This window comes from Paenibacillus pseudetheri, from assembly GCF_924513355.1.
In the GTDB taxonomy this organism is placed as follows: domain Bacteria; phylum Bacillota; class Bacilli; order Paenibacillales; family Paenibacillaceae; genus Paenibacillus_AQ; species Paenibacillus_AQ pseudetheri.
Map to the genome: position 1 here is coordinate 35,794 of NZ_CAKMAB010000009.1, position 16,499 is coordinate 52,292.

Consider the following 16,499-nt stretch of genomic DNA (forward strand, 5'->3'; position numbering starts at 1 on the left):
TTCGTACTGTGCAATACTTAATTATTTTGTGTTAAACTTAATTTAGATTTTTTTGGTGATTTTAATTGAAAGGAATGAATGAGTTGAAAATATCTGCCCGAACATTCTTTATCACTATGTCTTTAGTATTTGTAATAACCATCATAACAAAGAGCTTTCGAGTAATTTTTTCATCTTCAGTACTTGATAAATCACTAAATATTGTAGTAATTGTTCTTCTTTCTGGTTTTGTTGGCGCCTTTATAAGAGAATTACTTCTGCCAAAAGAGAAATAGGCTACTATATAGATGGCATCTTTATTTCGCAGTTTGCGTCTACTGTTTATCTACTTGGTATGCCTGTAGTGTCATATATGCAGACTACTGGTGTACCTGTAACTGTGTCATGACTTCTTAGCTCCTTCCTCAAATACCGCGTCTGGACCTTCGTTATTATCCCTCGCGCATCTTGCTGAGTCAGGCATATATAAAAGCAGGTGTCTCCGGTAACTTCGCAGTACCATCTGTTTTCCTCATCATCAAAATGACTTGCTGATTTACATGCCATCTGTCTTCTCCCCTTCCACATATCCCATCGAAACACCTGCAATATCTACAGTATTTTCATCTGTACTGTAAGCAATTATTTCGTTTAAAGCTGTCTCGTGCCGGGCTATGGTCTGCTGTGCCTCTATCAATACTTCGTTCAGGAAGAACGCCTGTTTATAGTGCTGATTGCTAATTACAATAGCTTCGTCTCGGGATCGAAAAGCCATATCTCGGGATTCACAAGCAGATCGATTGCCTTCCTGGAGTTCCTTAATTTGTGACTCTTCTAGGAGGTGAAATAAATACGCAATGTCTGCCTTTTCAATCGTGAACCACCATGGAGAACCTACTTTAAAATTTTCCTCTTTATCTCTTCTACTCCGTTCTGGTGTCGGTAAGGAAACTTTTCCTGCTTCGCTCATTTGCCCCATACCTCCTTATGGCATGCCTTGCAAACTTCCAGTTCATTGCCGTTGAACTTATTTTTCATGACCAGTTCTGAATGATGCTCATTACAGAGTTGGCAGAGTGGACGACCACATCCGGGACATTTCTTGAGTTCAGTCATGAGTGCGATCTTTCCCAGTTCCAGAGTCCTTGCTGCCCCTTTGCTGGGATGGGTAGAGGCAGTTGTTTAACGTTAGTCATTTCCCATGCATATCGTCCAGGAGTGAAGTCCCCAAATTCATATTCAGGGGAGTAAATAAGCTTCCCACCCTCAAGTTCATATCCGTCTGTCCAGGTGTCTACTGATTTCAAATATTCGGACAATTTGCATATTGCCACCACTGCACCAGTAGGAAGGTTATCTTCCGTATATCCATGTCGCTCCAGCGCTTTGCGGATTTCAGGGTCCCGACAGGCTTCCTTATCAATCTTCTTACCAGCGTGTATTGCCAATTCTCCTCTATGCTTTGTAGCCCAGCTACATGTTTCAAATTGTTTCTCACCATGAGCTATAAGCGTTGCCCAGGGCTGTATGATGGTTATAGCTTTCATTTCCCCCTCTCCTTTCATTGGTAATAATCACTAAATTGGCGAAAGTAAGTTAGTTTAGTGATGAACCGAAATAGACTAATGCACATATATTAAATGTAAAATAAATGTTATTGAGGAGATGTTCATTTAAAATGAGTGTTAATATTTCTCAAGATATAAACTTAATCGGATCATATCCAACGCCTGATCAAATCAATCAACGAAATTATCTAAACTCTCACCAAGATTTGATGCTAGACTTTGTAACAAAACAACGCGCAGGTCAAAACCCGCCTCTCCCAGATGATCCACATAACTTTAATGGAATGAAAAGAGATTTACTCCCTAGTCAAGTTCAATCTTTAGTTAACTGTGCAAATGTTCCAATAAATTTGCAGAGTTTTGGATTTGTTTTTGCAGGGCCTTCCCAATTTGGTCCATTCAAAGCAGAATTAGTGAAGATAACATTTGTTGATGTGCCGCATGGGATTTTTGGAACATTAATGATGATGGACTCCGGTCTAATACAACCTGTGGTATTTAAGTTTTATCAAGTTTGGGCCGTTTCACTAACCTGCTAAAGGTGTTATCTTTATTATTTCTCGCAACAAATGGGAATTTTTTATATCGAGAACTCCATTTGTCCTATAGCTGATTTGTAACGTTCCAAAGCCAATTGATTTCCAGATCCAACACATATTTCTGGAAGATTAGCTATAACCAGTGCTTTAGCAAAAGGTGGAGGTACAGCATTACCACATCGGGCAACCTGTGCGCTTTTGGAATACTTCTTGCAATCAGCATCAACCTCAATAATGTAATTGGATGGGAATCCTTGAGCTGCGAACTGTTCATGTGGCTCAAGCATTCTCATACCGATATCTACAATCTGATATTCCACACCATGGATCGTCACTAGCCCAAATCTATCTTTGGTAACTACCGTTTGCAGGGGATCTAATAAATCCTGTCCAACGCTAGAACCGTAATAAGCAATCAAAAAGGCTCTAACTTCTCCGATATGCAACCCTCCAGCGGTCACTGTATGGACTGGTTCATCTGTTGCATGTCCGATATTAGTTCCCCGCAACTTAATCATGTGGCTTGTAACGATAGCATTATGATCTACCGTTGTGACTATGGAAAGCGGTTCGTCTACTGCGTTACCCGGTCCTTTATATCCGCCATCGTAGTGCTTAATCAAGCAAGCTGCGGCAAGAGCGAACTTGTTTCCAGCTGTTGTAATCGTTCCGATCGGTTTATCAAGATCAAGAGCTCGTGGAGCTTTCCCCTCCCTTTCGGTGTAGCCCATTTGAATTAGCGTAGGACTAACAAGCAAGTGCTCTGCTTTGGTAGTGATCGTAGTTAGTGGGTCTTCCACATCGTATTGCAGGCGGTCACCACCAAATCCAGTCTGACCAATACGAGCAATATAAGGAGTTACTGGACCCCAACCATTCTTTGACGTGATGCTCTTAAATGGCTCTTCGATAGAATCGCAATAATGATGATTAGATCCACTATGGTTCACCCGCACTATAAACGGATTAGCATTATTGATTACGAACTTCTGAATACCCCGAGCGATTCGACGTAAAGTGTTATCTGCCAATGGCTTTTTACGTTCAAAAATGGATGGGCAAGGAAGCGACCAACCATGGCATGATGCACACAGTGACTGCTAGTTCTTTATATCCCAGAACAGCCTCATATCTGTTCACTGCGAAGAGCAGGGTGAGGATACAGCAGCTACAGTAGTCGATCACATCATTCCGCATAAGGGCACATTGGGTTATGTCGAAGATATCTAATGCGAGCGAGTCTCCACTTATGATCATAACCACGTTGTTATGATGTACCTCTCTGCTGCTCTCTAAGTTTGGTGTGCTTGCTGCAGTAAGTACCTGACTCTATCAGTTCAGGACAGCGTGGATAGGAGCACGGACGCTTAAGTTAGCGGGGCACATTATAACCCTCCCTCGACCACTGTTCTCACCCTGTCCATACCTGCCTTGATCTGGGCTTGAATATCTTTGACTTGCTTCAATGCTTCAGTCTGATCAACTCTTGGGTTCTGAAGCTTAGTCTGTACCCGTCTGATCTTTGCCTGTAATTCCCTTACTTCCATATCTGTATAGAAGGCTACGTACTCATGCTTGCAATGTGGGCAAGTGAAGTACGTCTTCTCTATGGCTCCTGGTAGCCTTGCTGTTTGAAAGCCGTTCACCTCAAACTGTTTATTACAACCTTCGTTACAAATGGCTGGCATGGTCTTATTATTTCTTTCAGTACTCATTGACTTCACCCTTTCTTTGAAATACAAAAAGACCACTCTTTTATGAGCAGCCTTTATACATGTTTTTATGTGGTTGTATATTCATAAGAATATGTGTCTCTTATATATCTTTATATATTACTTTCTTTAATGTTTCTTTTAGTTATCTTAGGGGGAGAACTCTCCCCCACTAATGGTGGAGAATCATACCCCACGGTGGTGGAGAACTCTCCCCCAAGAGTATTCATGATGTATGTATATCGTGTATATTCATCCATTGGTAAAGGCATAGAAAAAGCACCGACTAGGGTGCTTATATATTTCCTTTTGAGAAGTCTTCTTGAACATCAACTTTTGAGGTCACCTTAATGTACGCGTCTTCCTCGTCATCGCCATAAGCATTTTCACAGAAAGCTCCCTTTGTTGCAGTTACTTCCCATGTTCCTCGAACGCGTTTATATTGGATATTCCAACCACGATATGTTTTCTCTGCTGCCAAAACACTCACCTCCCAGCATCAAATTTCGACACTAGGTGACTGATTCCTTTATTTGCAACTCAACTAAAGGAAAAGCACCTGTTAGGGTGCCTTATCTTTGTAGCATTATGCTGATTTCTTCATTAATATTTTCCAGCATTATTTGGCGCTGCCATTGCTCTTTTTGAATTCTTGAAAGTTCTGCATTCTTTTCATTGAATGCTCGTTGTATCGGTTGTACAAATGATTCCATGAAATCAGAATGTTCAGGTGTTCCGATCAGTCTCATTTCCACTCTACTAACAACCTGGAGACGGGTGAACATTTTGTTGATTTCTTCTTGCAGGGCATCAATCTCAGTCGAGTCCGCTAATTCAGCCTCAATTTCTTTTTTTCATTTTAAAAGTTCGTCATTGTTTAACTGTGCCATAAAGAACCTCCTACCGCCATAATTCGACGCTTGGAAAATAACCCCCTTATTCCATTAAATCCCTCAAGAGTCTACTGCTTCCAAATCTCTAACTTACCTATCAACCCGCTTGATTCTGTCGCTATAACACAAAGTCGTATGCTACCAACTTATAATAATTATTATTTCGTTACTATGTTTCAATTTTTAAATTTTATATTTATCACTGTATTTTAAATTGAAGAGAAGATGATCAATTACTGCGCGATATACAGTCATAACGAGTAAGGAAAAAGTAAAAATATATAATACCAATAGCAAAGGATCGGCAGGATGAATATTCGTAGCACTTTGATCTTTTGTGAATAAGCTTGGAAGAATTATTTCAAGAGCTTTATAAATAATACTCGGAATTGTGAATATCGGTGCTACGTATGCAGAAGCTGTTTTAATTTTATTTAGATGCTCTTCAATTTTTTTCTTATCATCTTCTCTACTAACCTTATTTTTTAATTGGGCTACTTTCCATTTCTTTTTTATACTATGGTTTATCACATTCAAATGGATCACTAAGAAAAAGACTACCTCTTCAAAACAGAACACCAACAAAAATTTGTTGAAAAACAACTGCAAAGGTTCGAAATCTCCCTGAATTATAAAGGCAACACTTCCAGCTATAAAAGTAAATATAATAACCGAAGGCACCGTAAGAACAACAATTATTCCACGTATTTTCTCAGTAGCTAAATCGTCAAAATAAAGAATTGATAAACTTAGAAAATATAATATAAGTGATATCCATATATTTGCCCTTACATTAAAAATAAAGTAGAAACTAAAAAACAAAGATGCAAGAATAAGAAGAGGGAAAAACAAAGGCTTTTCTTTTGCTAACCGTTTAAAACGCTTCAGTACCTGCTGCAACATTGCATAACCCCTTTATATCAAAGTAAGCTCAATTCTATCAGAAAAAACTAAATTTCCCATACAAATAATTACAGAAAACATCAATTATTTTATGATTATCCAGCATCAGTATAGATGACTATGTTTGCATGAAACATAGCTTTGCTCTGTACCTCCAAAAGGAGCGGCTTCTTATCTATTCGTGAATGATAGAAACAATACACGCTGAGTAATAGCTCAATAACAATAGAAGAGGATTCGAACCTCCACTATCGACCGTTACCAGCCGAGGTGCTACCGTTACATCAACCACACATATAATACCTTGCTCAAGTGTAATCCTATTGCCTTTGTTGTATCATTAGGTTAAAGAGGTGGGAAGTAATGAAAATAAATAAAAGTGGACTTATTTTTCTCTCCTGTATCATCTTGTTCTTTGTGTATGGTTACAATTCCCGCAGTACAGTAGCAATTGTTAGTGTATCCGAGATTAAAGAAAACAGTATTGTTTTAATAAATCAATTGGGTGAAAAAACTAAGGTAAACGTCCCTTCTCGATTTGATACAAGCAAGTTGAATGAAGAATCTGATTACTTTGTTAAATACGATTCTAGTATTTTTCGTCGGAATACTCTTAAGAAAATTGAGGAATCAAAATAATCCTTCTCTTTAATAGAAAACAAAAAGAACAGCTATCCCGCAAATGATACCCTTGCGACTCTTTGTAGGCTTTACGCTCTTGGCTACCTATCGCCGTCAAACAGGTACTGGTTTATGTCGGGTGCTGCTCTTTCTTGATTTCCTACACTACTAATATAACTGATCAAAAATCTAATGGCTGATAAGATTCTATTATTTTTTTAGAAATATTTTAGCTCTTTTTTATATCATTTTCAATGACGTTAGTATTGGATTGCTTCATTGGTACAAACTTTGTTTATGCGTGCAGATTATTTTACCTAATAGGCATGGGACCTCCCCCTACCGGTATATCTGGATCATTAATCATTGGAAGTACTTCAATATCAGAGTGTCTAACGCCTATGATAGAAACTGAAGTGTCTATTGCTGTATTTCCCATTTTGGGGAATCCAACCCAACCTAGAGGAATCGAAGTATCAGTTGGGGTCCCATTTGTATTTAGGGCTGTTATTGATGTCATGATATACGTGTTTCTATCTTCTGAATTATTTATTTCAACCCCTCCAGCTGATGGGAAAAATATTCTATCTGTTAAATTCACTTGTGTACTATGCTCCTGCTTTTTAACGTAGTTCTCAATACTCCCATTCTTTTTAATCCCTATACAATACCCAGTTAAATCCCAACTGCCTAATCTCTCCAAATCAGTTCCATTAAGTTTAATTTCCCAAGTAGATTGATCCTTTGGAAAATTAGCTATCAACCCAGTTCTGTAGTCTTCTTTATTTAATTGCTCTGAGCTGTACTCTCCTCCTATTATTTTTAACTCTACTCCACCACCTACAAGTAAATAATCTGGTTCTGGTGAACATGTGAGTCCATCCTCTCTACGAACAGTTTTATTAAATATCTTTATATCCCACTGATCATGCGGATCATATACAGTGATAAGAGATAGATAGAGTCGTTGCTTATGATCACTAGTGTTTTCATCAATTTTACTTGAGAATTTAACAGTCCAAGTATTACGTGATGAGGGGTAAGATGATGTTGGTATGCAACTTGTTTGACCAAACTGACCTCTACCAAAACCGATATTGTATCCTCCACCAATTATTTTATAACCTTTTGGTAACTCTTTTTTATAAACATGCGAGTATGGTGTTATATCTAATGCATGGATAAAAACCCTTAAAAAAAGAGCATCTAATACATTTGTAGTAAAATGGATATCCAAATCCTGTTTATCTGTGGCGATTAACAAAATGGCATCACCATTGGATACTTGCCTTACTGTGATCGTTTTCTCATCGCTTATCACTTTACCAACTTCAAGTTGACCACTAATAACTTCTCCACCAATAATTCGGAAAGACTCAACTGTAGGATACGAATCATTTGCTCCTGTAGGAAGATAATAAACTTTAATTGTTGTTAAATCCCCTTCATTGGTCATGGTATATTGCAGACCATAAATGGGTTTAACAACTACAGGAGAACCGGTTGGGTCATTTCGGTCAGGTTGGTCAGTTCGATCATTGGGACCGGGGTTATCAGGAAAAAAAACAGCCGAACAATGCGTTAACACCCTTGCCATCGTTTGCTCCCAAGCACGAACTATATCAGGGCTTATATTTTCTTGCAGAAACTCAACAGTTCTAGACATGCTCATTTCTTGTACCTCTTTACGACTTATGTGACCCTTAAGTTCATTAAATTTTTCCTCAGAGTCTGATCCGCCAAAATCAAAAGGAACTGGAATACCTTTAATGGGAATTGTAAACTTAAATTTAAATCCTTTTTCCGTTTCTTTTTTCACGTCTTCATAGCTCGACTGCTCAAACCAACTGATAAGATTGGTGTGTAACGTTTCACTTTCATTTCGAATAATTCTATTCATGATCCCGTTACTTTGCGTTAGAATTTTATTACATTCCTCCATAAGACCCTGACAATAAGACATCGCTGAATCACTCCTAATAATCTTTTTTAGTTATTATTTATCAAGAGTATTCTTATTATTCACAACAATTTTCTTATCAAGCTATATATTATAATAACTTCTTGATCATTCCCATAAACCTCTATATCCACTAATCATTAGGAGGATGATAACGTGATTGAAAACAAATTAAGTGAGATTATGGGACGTAAGCGTCTGAAGATATCTGATATTATTGAAAAAACCGGATTAGCCCGTAATACGGTAGCTGAGCTCTATCACGGTCGAGCTAAGCGTATAGATTTGGAGACTTTAGATAAACTATGTAAGGCTTTAGAATGCGAGAGTCTAAGTGAAATTATAGAGTTTCGACAGGAGGTTGAAACGAAGATATGACTGCATTCAAAGATGATTCGCTGAAGAAAAACAAATGGTATTTTGTCATTGAGGATGGTGTGGGCAAAGATCGCAAGCGTATTAAACGTAGAGGTTTCAAGCGCAAGCTAGACGCTGAAGAAGCTGAACGTGAACTACTCAGCCAGTTGAAGGGTGGCCTTGATTTATAAGCTTCTAAAACACTGTATAGCAAATTCATGGAGGATCATTTAAACGACAAGAAGACCAGTGTCAAAGAGAGTACTCTTAAGATGTACAAAGCGTTGGTAAACAATCATATTTTACTAACTCTAGGCGATTTAGAACTCGGAGAGATCAAGCCACGCCATATTCAAAATTTATACAATGAACTCTTTGAATCTGGGAAACTCTCTTATGTGAATATTCAGAAGGTCCACTCCATCATCAACGAATCTCTAAATAAAGCTGCTGGACACGACATGATTATTAAGAGTCCTGCTTTGGCCGTAAAACGCCCGAAAGCAGAGAAAAAAGAAATGCTTTATTGGTCAGAGGAAGAATCACATAAGTTTCTCCAGTCAGCAGCCAATGACCGATATTATTACCCTTTCTACTTGCATTGACTACCGGCATGCGGCAAGGTGAAGTTCTTGGCCTACGCTAGAAGGATGTTGACCTGGACAAGCGGACTATCTCTGTCGTGCAGATTCTAAGCCATGATGGAAAAACTTTTCAGACGGGAGCTAAAACGGATGCTGGAACACGGTCCATCGGTATCGATATTACGACCGTTACAGCTCTGAGGACGCTTAAGCATCGTTGTAATGAGGAGAAGATCGGAGATAAGCACATTTACCAGGATCATGATTTGGTAATATGGTACTCCAGTATCTCCCCGTAACCTTAACCGTTCATTCAGTAAACTGGTTGAAAAAGCAGAGGTCAACCAAATCCTTTTTAAAAGTTAGTTATATACTATAATTTTTGAACAAAATATGTTTAAAGAGCATTAAGCAAGCTTTTTTGTCCATCTTTGTATGATGCGCTTAATTAGTTTTTTGCTTAATTGTATTGTAACACCCCATTGAGACAGAAGGAAACATTGTGAAAAAAAAGCTCATCTAGAGTACTATAAATACGGACAGCTAGATCTTACTGGCAGGGCATATTTTTATTTAAAGGAATCAAAATCCTATCTACCAAGCCTCTCTCTACTTACCTCAAATAAATGATTATTCATTTGGAAACCTTTTATCAAAGAAAATGTATCTTGAATAGTATTCCAACTCATAGTTCGTTTTTTAAGCTCAGCAGAATCCCAAAACACATACTTATTATCCAGGTCTTCAAGGAGTTCCCTAAATTTTTCCTCTGCAGATTGATAATATTTTTAATTTATCGATGTTAATAGAAACTAAATTATTTTCATCAACCATTCACTCCAACTCCTTGAGTAATAATGAACCTACGTTTTAATTATACAGTTCAGAATAATAAGGAAAATAAAAGAAATATAATTCTAACAGATATCGAAAATACCCCACCAGTATATTCACTGACGGGTTTTATTTATCCAGACCGGACCTATTAATTTTTTTGAATATGCACAAGCATTCGATCCTTCCTCTCATAAAATATATTATCTCCTAAGAGAGGTTAGGTGTATTTAATGAGTATTCAGTTTTTGGATATGCGCATCTCACAGACTAGTGTAGTGGATACACCTGGTATTGATTTGGTCCGTTCGGGTGCAATTTTCGGTGACATTGGACTCCAAACCTCAAGTGCTACACCTGCAAATGCACACTTAGTAAGAGTCACATTAAATGCTTATGTAAGGCTTAGTGTTGATGTTAGCGTTATAGTTCAAAACGATGTTACTTTTAGCATTTACCGCAACAATGTATTAATCTTTAGTACAACCTACCCAGGAAACATTAATAATACAGTGACCCAATATGAAATGGTAGGAATAACCGCTGTAGACTTCCCACCGGCTAGTGATGTGCTTGCAGGCCAAATTCAATATACTATCATTGCATCAGCCATTAGAACTGCAACTCTAGGAGCACGAAGTTTTAGTGGGATTGCAGTAGCAGGTAATGGATAAATAACAATCGTTCAAAGTAGTGTCCCCGGAAACTTCGGGGATGCTTTTTCATCCCATTAGATGACCTTTAAGAATCCCACCGAGCTCATTAGTATATTTAGTCAATCTTAAGCTAATTTCGATGCGCATTACATCACGGGTTAGTCCAAAGCGTTCCTGATAACCCCAGCATAAGATTTTGTAATACGTGATAAATTCGTCTTGCTCATCCGCCAACATTTTTATATTCCGCTGCTTCAGCTCTTTCTGCAGTCGATAGGTATCTTGCACGATCTTGCGCTGTATGCGTCTGATTCGTCATAACCTTTGTGAGAGTAGGAATACTCCTACTCCCTTAATGATCGTATCTTCGTACTATTCATTACTACTTTTTAATAATGAAACCTATCTTTGGGATAATTCGTATTAATTTTTAAATATTTTTTTGAGGATGGTTATTATGAATCAAGAAAACTTAACTTGTAAAGCTTGTGGAAGTACTACCTTTGCTAAAGGTGAAGTGAACGCTGTGGATGCTAGAGTAATGCCAATCGGTAAATTTTTTACTTTAGGCTCCCCGGTTATATATACATTTTGTAAAAAGTGCGGAGAAATCGCCGCAATTAAAATTACAAAACCCGAAAAATTTTAAGCCTACATAACAGCCTCTTTTCAGAATTCTCTAATGAGCAGTTTCTACTGCGACACTGTTCTACTCACACTCTGTCGTAATTCTACTTGGTACACCAAGCATTGTGATTGCATGATAGCATAAGATAAGTCCAAAAAGAGGAATTTAAAAACCGCGAAAATCCTTGAATATACAAGGATTTTCGCGGTTTTTTTGTTTTTTAAAAGCCCCATATGGGCTCGCGGCAATAACCCAAAAAGAAGTCTTTTTATATGTTAGAAAGAACCCCGATATTTATCTATTTTGAACGCATCAATAGATATAGAAAGTAAGGCACACTCAGCATTGTTACAATAATCCCTGCGGGAATATCCGACTTAAAGCTGACCGTCCGAGCAATCGTATCCGCTACAAGCAGCAATAGTGCACCAATAAGCGCTGAAGTTGGTAGAAGTACTTTGTAGTCGTGACCTACCAGCTTGCGAGCCACATGCGGACTAATCAATCCAATAAAAAAGATCGAGCCCCCGAGCGCTACACAGCCAGAAGCAATGCCTACAGCCGCGATCGCCAGTCGCAAAAATTTCTGCTTTACAGCGACTCCTAATCCTATCGAAATGTCGTTGCCTAACACCAAGACGTTCAATGTCCTGAAATTGGAAAGAATATATGCGAATAGCAGCAATACCCAAGGTGCCAACAAGCTGATATAAGACCACTTGTCCCCCCATAAATATCCAGCTTGCCAACGCTGCGCAAACTCATACTTCTGGTCATCAAGCTTTAAAGTCAGGAATAACGACAGCGCACTAAACCCCATATTGATCGCAACACCAGTCAAGACAAGTCGTGTAGAAGAAATCATACGACGTTTTCTATAGGCTAGAATATAGATCAGAGCTGCTGCCAGCAAACCACCTAAGAATGCCATAGACGGCAGTAATAATGTTATAGCGGTGCCTTGAATGCTTACGGTTGAGATCATCAGCAACACCATAAGACCTGAACCTGAGCTAATACCAAGCATGCCGGGATCAGCCAGATCATTACGCAGCAACGCTTGCATAACTGCACCTGCCAGTGCCATCCCAAATCCAACAAGTATCGCTAATACGATCCGAGGAAGACGAAACTTATAAACAACGAGATTATGCTCCTCTGGACCTTGTCCAAGTAATACTTGAAATACTTCAAGTGGATTAAGAGATACCTTTCCCATATTAAGACTAAGAATAGCTCCTGCAATAAGCAGTATTATGAGAGATAGAATCCATATTGAAGCCTTATGCGATTTAACAACATTCATTTGAAGGCTCTCCTCTCTTTGCTCGCAATTAGCAAGAAGAAAGGAACACCAATCATTGCAAAAATAATGCCCAGTGCTGTCTCTGCCGGACGATTAATCAGCCTTCCCGCGATATCCGCCACAACCATAAGTGCGCCGCCGTAAATGGCTGATGCCGGAATAATATAACGATAATCTACACCTACAAAAAAACGCATAATATGCGGTATAATCAACCCTACAAAGCCGATTGGCCCTACAAGTGCAACAGCTACACCCGCTAGTAAAAGGACCGCAAGCGTAGCTATCATCTTAACAAGAACGATCCGTTGCCCGAAACCTTTCGCGATCTCTTCCCCCAAGTTTAAAACAGTGATAGAGCGTGCAATGAATAATGACAAAGCCAGTCCACCTAAGAACCAAGGAATAACTAGCTTAATTTCCATCCATGTTGCTCCAGCCACACTACCCGAAGTCCAATAAGCAAGTGCACGACCAATTCCATAGTTTAATGAGATAAATGATCCCACAGCTCCAAATAGCATTGTAATTGATATTCCAGCTAGCACCAATCGTTGAGGTGTCATTCCTGAACGATTCAATGAAGCGGCAAGATACGTTAATCCTGCACCAAGTCCTGCACCAATAAAGCTAACCAGCAAGGTTGTTGTCTGCAGTTGCCCTGGAAGAAAAACTAGTGTAACGGCCATTGCAAGAGCTGCTCCTGCATTTACTCCCATTAATCCGGAATCTGCTAAGGGATTTCGCGTATAGCCCTGCATAACCGCTCCTGCTACCGCGAGACACATACCAGCAATAATATCAGCCGCCGTACGCGGAATACGAAGGGCATGAATAATCTGATGCTCGGTCAGTTCAGGATCAAAATTAAAAATCGCTGTCCATGCTATCTTCAGGCTCATGGAAGCAGAGCCAAAAGAGATAGAGGCTGCCACTGAAAACAGCAGCAGCAATATCCCTAGGAGTAAAAACAGACCGAAATACGATTTCCCTCTTAAATTAGGAATAACAGTTGTTCTATCATCTAGCTTTCTATTTTTTTTCATACGCTGACACTAGCTTCTCAACTACAAAATCTAGCTGCTTATCAAGTGAGTAGATATCGGAATAATATGAAAAGTCAAACCCAATTTCGATCAATCTACCTTCTTTGATTGCTGGAATGCTGTTCCAAATGGGATTGTCCGACAAATCATCAGCCCCATCCCATACAGAGCGAAATACGAAATCTCCTATATACTCAGGTAACACCTCTAAGGAAACAAACCCTCCAGTAGCCTTCTCCCTGCCATCAATCTTCTTCTGAAGAATCTCTGGTGCTTTGAGTCCTAAATATTCATAAATGATCTGAGAGCCCCTTCCGTAAAGCTTGCTATCGATCACCGCCATCTCTTTTTTGCCGCCCTCGATAATGGTTACTGTCTTATCTAAAATTCCAAGTTCATCAAGCTTCTGCTTACTTTTCTCCAACTTCTCGTGGAAATTATCTAATAAAGCTTGTGCCTCCTGCTCCTTGCCAAATACCTCGCCAATCTTCATTATACGTTCATCCGTCGCCATTTTTTCATAAGGAATTGGAATAGTCGGTGCAATATCCTTAAGGATTTCGTAAGTTTCTTCAGAAGCAGCTATGATCAAGTCCGGCTTTACTGCCATAATAGCCTCTGGATTAGGCTCATACCATGAGCCAAGATCTTCAATACCCCCCAGCTCTTCTGCAAAGGCCGCTCCTTCAAAGACACTCGAAGTACCTACTGGCTTAATGCCGAGGGCAACAAGATCCCCTTGAAGGTATAACACGACAACCCTCTTTGGATTAGCTGGAACGACAATATCTCCCTTTACCGTAGAGATGGTTCTTGTCTGAGCCTCTTTATTGTTATTGTCAGTTGCAATTGAATTATTGGCTGATGATGATGTAACTTCAGAAGCTTTGGATCCCTTAGAATTCGTGGCATTAGAACCAACGTTTGCAGATCCGCATGCACTTAAAAGCAAGGTAAAGCTAAGCAGCATCGCTACTATAAAACTTGATGTCTTTGTTATTCGCATAGGTGAAGACCCTCCGGTTATTTTATTATGATAACGGTAATGATAATGATTATCATATTCAACAACATTATATCGGGAGGATATGTTCTCGCCAATGGAGAATCTGGCGGTGGTAAATGGACGATTCTCCGATGAGCTCACCTGCCTGCTTTCCTTGCGGAATCGGATGGGAGCTTGACCATTATATTTACTGAACATACGGCTGAAGTAATATACATCGCTATATCCAACTTCTTCTGCAATATCGCGAAGTGGAGCATCGGTACATCGTAATAGCTCTTCTGCATGTTCAAGCCGGTATCGTATCAAATATTCTATCAGGCTGAACCCCGTCTCCCCTTTAAAACGCGTTGATAAATGACGAGGACTATAATTAAATTGCTCCGCTATAGATTCTAGTGATAAATTGTGACGATAATGCACTTCAATATAACGGACAACCTGCCCAATGACATCCGGTTGCCTGAGGTTAATTCCATCCTTTGTAAACTGCTTCAATAATTCATGTATAAACTGATAGAACAAACCTTTAACTTGAATTCTGTCCAATAAGCTTCCTTGTGCCCAAAGTTGTTCCATTGCCATTAGTTGATAGTGCAGTGGCAATGGCTCCAAAGACTCAAAGCCATACTGCATCCGAAATGGATTGCTTCGTTCCAAAAGTCTTGCTAAATCCTTTCTTCCTGGTAAGGAGGCTCTATAGAATAATAAATAGTATTCAAAAATCTTCCCTGCCTCTATGCTTAGTCTCATACCCTTTCCACCATGCACAATAAAATGACGGTCTGCGTCGTAATCTATGCCGTTGAGATTCAAGCTGGCCGCACCCCGCACACAGTAGATAAATCCACATGCAGGTAATATATAGTCTTGCAGCTTGTCCCCAGGCTCCATCACAGCATGTCGAATATCCAGCACTTTCACGGCAGCATAATTCCATGCGGCAATATGATCTTCCAACTTCATTTTGCATTTCACTCCGATCCGTTTCACAATCTATTTAAGTTATAACATCCTAAACAATGATAATGATTATCAATTAGTATTAGGCAGCTCTTCTATTTTGTCAATCGCTGTTTATTTGAACTAAACAGGAACAATCTCTCAATATTGCATCCCCTATAATTTAGCATTAATATAAAATAATGATATTTGTTAAAAATAGGTAATGAGTATCGTTTTGAGCATTATTGCATTTTCGCAAACTCACTAAGGAGTAGGAGTGTTTTTTATATGTTATAGGGGAAGACGAATATTGGGACCAATGACTGAAGCTGATGCTCTACGTGAATGGTTTACTCTTTCTGGTACAGTAAAGGACATTTACATTATTGAGGTTGATGAGAACAATAAAGTAAGACGCCAGATCGGACCCACAAAGAAGAAAAAGAAATAAGCATAGCCTGCAGCAACCTACTATAACTTGGTTGAAAAAAAGAAAACGTAAAAAAGCCCCACCGACCTTTATAGGTTGATGGGGTATTTTATTAAAAAGGAAATTTAGTAAGAGAGAATATTAAGAGTACAATCCCAACAATCGAAGACAGAGCAGCCACTTTATCTTTAGTTCTAAAATAGGTAGCTCCTCCATTAAAAATCAGTGCTCCGAACAGCCTTAGTGCTTTCAGCAAAAAATCCCCTCCCGAAATTAATGGGCTAATGAATTTGCAGCTTACTCGATATTACAAGAAAAAATGTAGCCAATGGGCCACAAAGCAATGAAATTAAAAACCAGTTTAATCCACTCCTATTTTTACCTTGCGCTAACCCGGCATTTATTAATGCTAATGTACCCCATCCAACAAAATACCCGTTATCCATCATGCACACGACCTTTCAGCATCATTTTATAGGAATACGAATATCCAATATAATGGTTTCATTATACATAGATTACCATTCCTGTA

22 protein-coding genes and 2 pseudogenes are annotated in these 16,499 nt (G+C 39.0%); 10 read left to right on the forward strand and 14 right to left on the reverse strand.

Annotation, left to right across the window (positions count from 1 at the left end; all coding sequences use genetic code 11):
* Positions 1-535: 535 nt before the first annotated feature.
* Together L1028_RS10495 and L1028_RS10500 are read right to left on the reverse strand one after the other, a co-directional pair.
* On the reverse strand, positions 536-949 hold the full coding sequence (locus L1028_RS10495) for a hypothetical protein (protein ID WP_234533571.1): 414 nt from the start codon (positions 947-949) through the stop codon (positions 536-538).
* A 142-nt stretch (positions 950-1,091) separates the two neighbouring features.
* Positions 1,092-1,526 (reverse strand): ASCH domain-containing protein, encoded by a 435-nt coding sequence (locus L1028_RS10500; RefSeq protein WP_234533574.1) that lies wholly within the window; start codon positions 1,524-1,526, stop codon positions 1,092-1,094.
* Between the two features lie 131 nt (positions 1,527-1,657).
* On the opposite strand from L1028_RS10500, the gene L1028_RS10505 reads away from it, so the two are divergent.
* Positions 1,658-2,086, forward strand: coding sequence for a hypothetical protein (locus tag L1028_RS10505; RefSeq protein WP_234533576.1), 429 nt, complete (start codon positions 1,658-1,660; stop codon positions 2,084-2,086).
* Between the two features lie 41 nt (positions 2,087-2,127).
* Here the strand turns inward: L1028_RS10505 and L1028_RS10510 are convergent.
* Positions 2,128-3,159, reverse strand: a pseudogene (locus tag L1028_RS10510) (DNA cytosine methyltransferase); the annotation flags it as partial.
* Between L1028_RS10510 and L1028_RS10515 the strand changes: the two are divergent.
* Positions 3,117-3,263, forward strand: coding sequence for a hypothetical protein (locus tag L1028_RS10515; RefSeq protein ID WP_234533578.1), 147 nt, complete (start codon positions 3,117-3,119; stop codon positions 3,261-3,263). The pseudogene L1028_RS10510 and the gene L1028_RS10515 overlap by 43 nt on opposite strands.
* 208 nt (positions 3,264-3,471) lie before the next feature.
* Here the strand turns inward: L1028_RS10515 and L1028_RS10520 are convergent, their stop codons facing one another.
* The 4 genes from L1028_RS10520 to L1028_RS10535 all read right to left on the reverse strand — a co-directional run bounded on the left by L1028_RS10520 (position 3,472) and on the right by L1028_RS10535 (position 5,594).
* Complete coding sequence (locus tag L1028_RS10520; RefSeq protein ID WP_234533579.1) at positions 3,472-3,801, reverse strand: hypothetical protein; 330 nt, start codon at positions 3,799-3,801, stop codon at positions 3,472-3,474.
* Positions 3,802-4,093: 292 nt separating this feature from the next.
* Positions 4,094-4,279: a hypothetical protein gene (locus L1028_RS10525; RefSeq protein WP_234533581.1), complete on the reverse strand. Its 186-nt coding sequence runs from the start codon at positions 4,277-4,279 to the stop codon at positions 4,094-4,096.
* Between the two features lie 91 nt (positions 4,280-4,370).
* Positions 4,371-4,547 (reverse strand): hypothetical protein, encoded by a 177-nt coding sequence (locus L1028_RS10530; RefSeq protein WP_234533583.1) that lies wholly within the window; start codon positions 4,545-4,547, stop codon positions 4,371-4,373.
* A 327-nt stretch (positions 4,548-4,874) separates the two neighbouring features.
* Complete coding sequence (locus L1028_RS10535) at positions 4,875-5,594, reverse strand: hypothetical protein (protein ID WP_234533586.1); 720 nt, start codon at positions 5,592-5,594, stop codon at positions 4,875-4,877.
* Between the two features lie 363 nt (positions 5,595-5,957).
* Here L1028_RS10535 and L1028_RS10540 point away from each other — a divergent pair, with 363 nt between their 5' ends.
* Entirely contained in the window at positions 5,958-6,233 is a 276-nt protein-coding gene (locus L1028_RS10540; RefSeq protein WP_234533587.1) for a hypothetical protein, read from the forward strand.
* A gap of 295 nt (positions 6,234-6,528) precedes the next feature.
* On the opposite strand, the gene L1028_RS10545 is transcribed toward L1028_RS10540, so the two are convergent.
* Positions 6,529-8,115: a ligand-gated ion channel gene (locus L1028_RS10545; RefSeq protein WP_234533590.1), complete on the reverse strand. Its 1,587-nt coding sequence runs from the start codon at positions 8,113-8,115 to the stop codon at positions 6,529-6,531.
* Between the two features lie 216 nt (positions 8,116-8,331).
* Here L1028_RS10545 and L1028_RS10550 point away from each other — a divergent pair, with 216 nt between their 5' ends.
* The 4 genes from L1028_RS10550 to L1028_RS10565 all read left to right on the forward strand — a co-directional run bounded on the left by L1028_RS10550 (position 8,332) and on the right by L1028_RS10565 (position 9,415).
* Positions 8,332-8,553 carry a helix-turn-helix domain-containing protein gene (locus tag L1028_RS10550; protein ID WP_234533592.1) on the forward strand — a complete coding sequence of 74 codons (222 nt, stop codon included), beginning with the start codon at positions 8,332-8,334 and terminating at the stop codon, positions 8,551-8,553.
* Complete coding sequence (locus tag L1028_RS10555) at positions 8,550-8,723, forward strand: Arm DNA-binding domain-containing protein (protein ID WP_234533594.1); 174 nt, start codon at positions 8,550-8,552, stop codon at positions 8,721-8,723. Before L1028_RS10550 ends, L1028_RS10555 begins: the two co-directional genes overlap by 4 nt.
* Positions 8,724-8,750: 27 nt before the next feature.
* Complete coding sequence (locus tag L1028_RS10560) at positions 8,751-9,137, forward strand: N-terminal phage integrase SAM-like domain-containing protein (protein WP_234533596.1); 387 nt, start codon at positions 8,751-8,753, stop codon at positions 9,135-9,137.
* A gap of 77 nt (positions 9,138-9,214) precedes the next feature.
* Positions 9,215-9,415, forward strand: coding sequence for a hypothetical protein (locus tag L1028_RS10565; RefSeq protein ID WP_234533598.1), 201 nt, complete (start codon positions 9,215-9,217; stop codon positions 9,413-9,415).
* A gap of 340 nt (positions 9,416-9,755) precedes the next feature.
* Here the strand turns inward: L1028_RS10565 and L1028_RS31655 are convergent.
* Positions 9,756-9,844: pseudogene (locus L1028_RS31655) on the reverse strand (group-specific protein); the annotation flags it as partial.
* A 339-nt stretch (positions 9,845-10,183) separates the two neighbouring features.
* On the opposite strand from L1028_RS31655, the gene L1028_RS10570 reads away from it, so the two are divergent.
* The gene (locus tag L1028_RS10570; protein WP_234533600.1) at positions 10,184-10,624 is read left to right on the forward strand and encodes a hypothetical protein; all 441 of its coding nucleotides are present in this window, start codon (positions 10,184-10,186) and stop codon (positions 10,622-10,624) included.
* A gap of 48 nt (positions 10,625-10,672) precedes the next feature.
* On the opposite strand, the gene L1028_RS10575 is transcribed toward L1028_RS10570, so the two are convergent.
* Positions 10,673-10,918: a YhjD family protein gene (locus tag L1028_RS10575; protein WP_480247740.1), complete on the reverse strand. Its 246-nt coding sequence runs from the start codon at positions 10,916-10,918 to the stop codon at positions 10,673-10,675.
* Between the two features lie 145 nt (positions 10,919-11,063).
* Between L1028_RS10575 and L1028_RS10580 the strand changes: the two genes are divergently transcribed.
* Entirely contained in the window at positions 11,064-11,255 is a 192-nt protein-coding gene (locus L1028_RS10580) for a hypothetical protein (RefSeq protein WP_234533603.1), read from the forward strand.
* Positions 11,256-11,532: 277 nt separating this feature from the next.
* Here the strand turns inward: L1028_RS10580 and L1028_RS10585 are convergent, their stop codons facing one another.
* Genes L1028_RS10585 through L1028_RS10595 form a run of 3 tightly spaced genes read right to left on the reverse strand, consistent with a single transcriptional unit; the run spans position 11,533 to position 15,558 of the window.
* Complete coding sequence (locus L1028_RS10585; protein ID WP_234533605.1) at positions 11,533-12,540, reverse strand: FecCD family ABC transporter permease; 1,008 nt, start codon at positions 12,538-12,540, stop codon at positions 11,533-11,535.
* On the reverse strand, positions 12,537-13,586 hold the full coding sequence (locus L1028_RS10590) for a FecCD family ABC transporter permease (protein WP_234533607.1): 1,050 nt from the start codon (positions 13,584-13,586) through the stop codon (positions 12,537-12,539). Before L1028_RS10590 ends, L1028_RS10585 begins: the two co-directional genes overlap by 4 nt.
* Positions 13,573-15,558, reverse strand: coding sequence for an AraC family transcriptional regulator (locus tag L1028_RS10595; RefSeq protein WP_234533609.1), 1,986 nt, complete (start codon positions 15,556-15,558; stop codon positions 13,573-13,575). Before L1028_RS10595 ends, L1028_RS10590 begins: the two co-directional genes overlap by 14 nt.
* 289 nt (positions 15,559-15,847) lie before the next feature.
* Here L1028_RS10595 and L1028_RS10600 point away from each other — a divergent pair, with 289 nt between their 5' ends.
* Positions 15,848-15,988 (forward strand): hypothetical protein, encoded by a 141-nt coding sequence (locus L1028_RS10600; RefSeq protein ID WP_156113100.1) that lies wholly within the window; start codon positions 15,848-15,850, stop codon positions 15,986-15,988.
* Between the two features lie 91 nt (positions 15,989-16,079).
* On the opposite strand, the gene L1028_RS10605 is transcribed toward L1028_RS10600, so the two are convergent.
* The gene (locus L1028_RS10605; RefSeq protein WP_234533611.1) at positions 16,080-16,223 is read right to left on the reverse strand and encodes a hypothetical protein; all 144 of its coding nucleotides are present in this window, start codon (positions 16,221-16,223) and stop codon (positions 16,080-16,082) included.
* Between the last annotated feature and the right edge of the window lie 276 nt (positions 16,224-16,499).

Coding starts and splice junctions, on each gene's coding strand:
- L1028_RS10560 (WP_234533596.1), top strand. CDS start 8,751: ATGGAGGATCATTTAAACGACAAGAAGACCAGTGTCAAAGAGAGTACT.
- L1028_RS10515 (WP_234533578.1), top strand. CDS start 3,117: ATGGCTTTTTACGTTCAAAAATGGATGGGCAAGGAAGCGACCAACCAT.
- L1028_RS10580 (WP_234533603.1), top strand. CDS start 11,064: ATGAATCAAGAAAACTTAACTTGTAAAGCTTGTGGAAGTACTACCTTT.
- L1028_RS10535 (WP_234533586.1), bottom strand. CDS start 5,594: ATGTTGCAGCAGGTACTGAAGCGTTTTAAACGGTTAGCAAAAGAAAAG.
- L1028_RS10555 (WP_234533594.1), top strand. CDS start 8,550: ATGACTGCATTCAAAGATGATTCGCTGAAGAAAAACAAATGGTATTTT.
- L1028_RS10545 (WP_234533590.1), bottom strand. CDS start 8,115: ATGAATAGAATTATTCGAAATGAAAGTGAAACGTTACACACCAATCTT.
- L1028_RS10585 (WP_234533605.1), bottom strand. CDS start 12,540: ATGAATGTTGTTAAATCGCATAAGGCTTCAATATGGATTCTATCTCTC.
- L1028_RS10595 (WP_234533609.1), bottom strand. CDS start 15,558: ATGAAGTTGGAAGATCATATTGCCGCATGGAATTATGCTGCCGTGAAA.
- L1028_RS10540 (WP_234533587.1), top strand. CDS start 5,958: ATGAAAATAAATAAAAGTGGACTTATTTTTCTCTCCTGTATCATCTTG.
- L1028_RS10590 (WP_234533607.1), bottom strand. CDS start 13,586: ATGAAAAAAAATAGAAAGCTAGATGATAGAACAACTGTTATTCCTAAT.
- L1028_RS10495 (WP_234533571.1), bottom strand. CDS start 949: ATGAGCGAAGCAGGAAAAGTTTCCTTACCGACACCAGAACGGAGTAGA.
- L1028_RS10505 (WP_234533576.1), top strand. CDS start 1,658: ATGAGTGTTAATATTTCTCAAGATATAAACTTAATCGGATCATATCCA.
- L1028_RS10570 (WP_234533600.1), top strand. CDS start 10,184: ATGAGTATTCAGTTTTTGGATATGCGCATCTCACAGACTAGTGTAGTG.
- L1028_RS10520 (WP_234533579.1), bottom strand. CDS start 3,801: ATGAGTACTGAAAGAAATAATAAGACCATGCCAGCCATTTGTAACGAA.
- L1028_RS10500 (WP_234533574.1), bottom strand. CDS start 1,526: ATGAAAGCTATAACCATCATACAGCCCTGGGCAACGCTTATAGCTCAT.
- L1028_RS10530 (WP_234533583.1), bottom strand. CDS start 4,547: ATGAGACTGATCGGAACACCTGAACATTCTGATTTCATGGAATCATTT.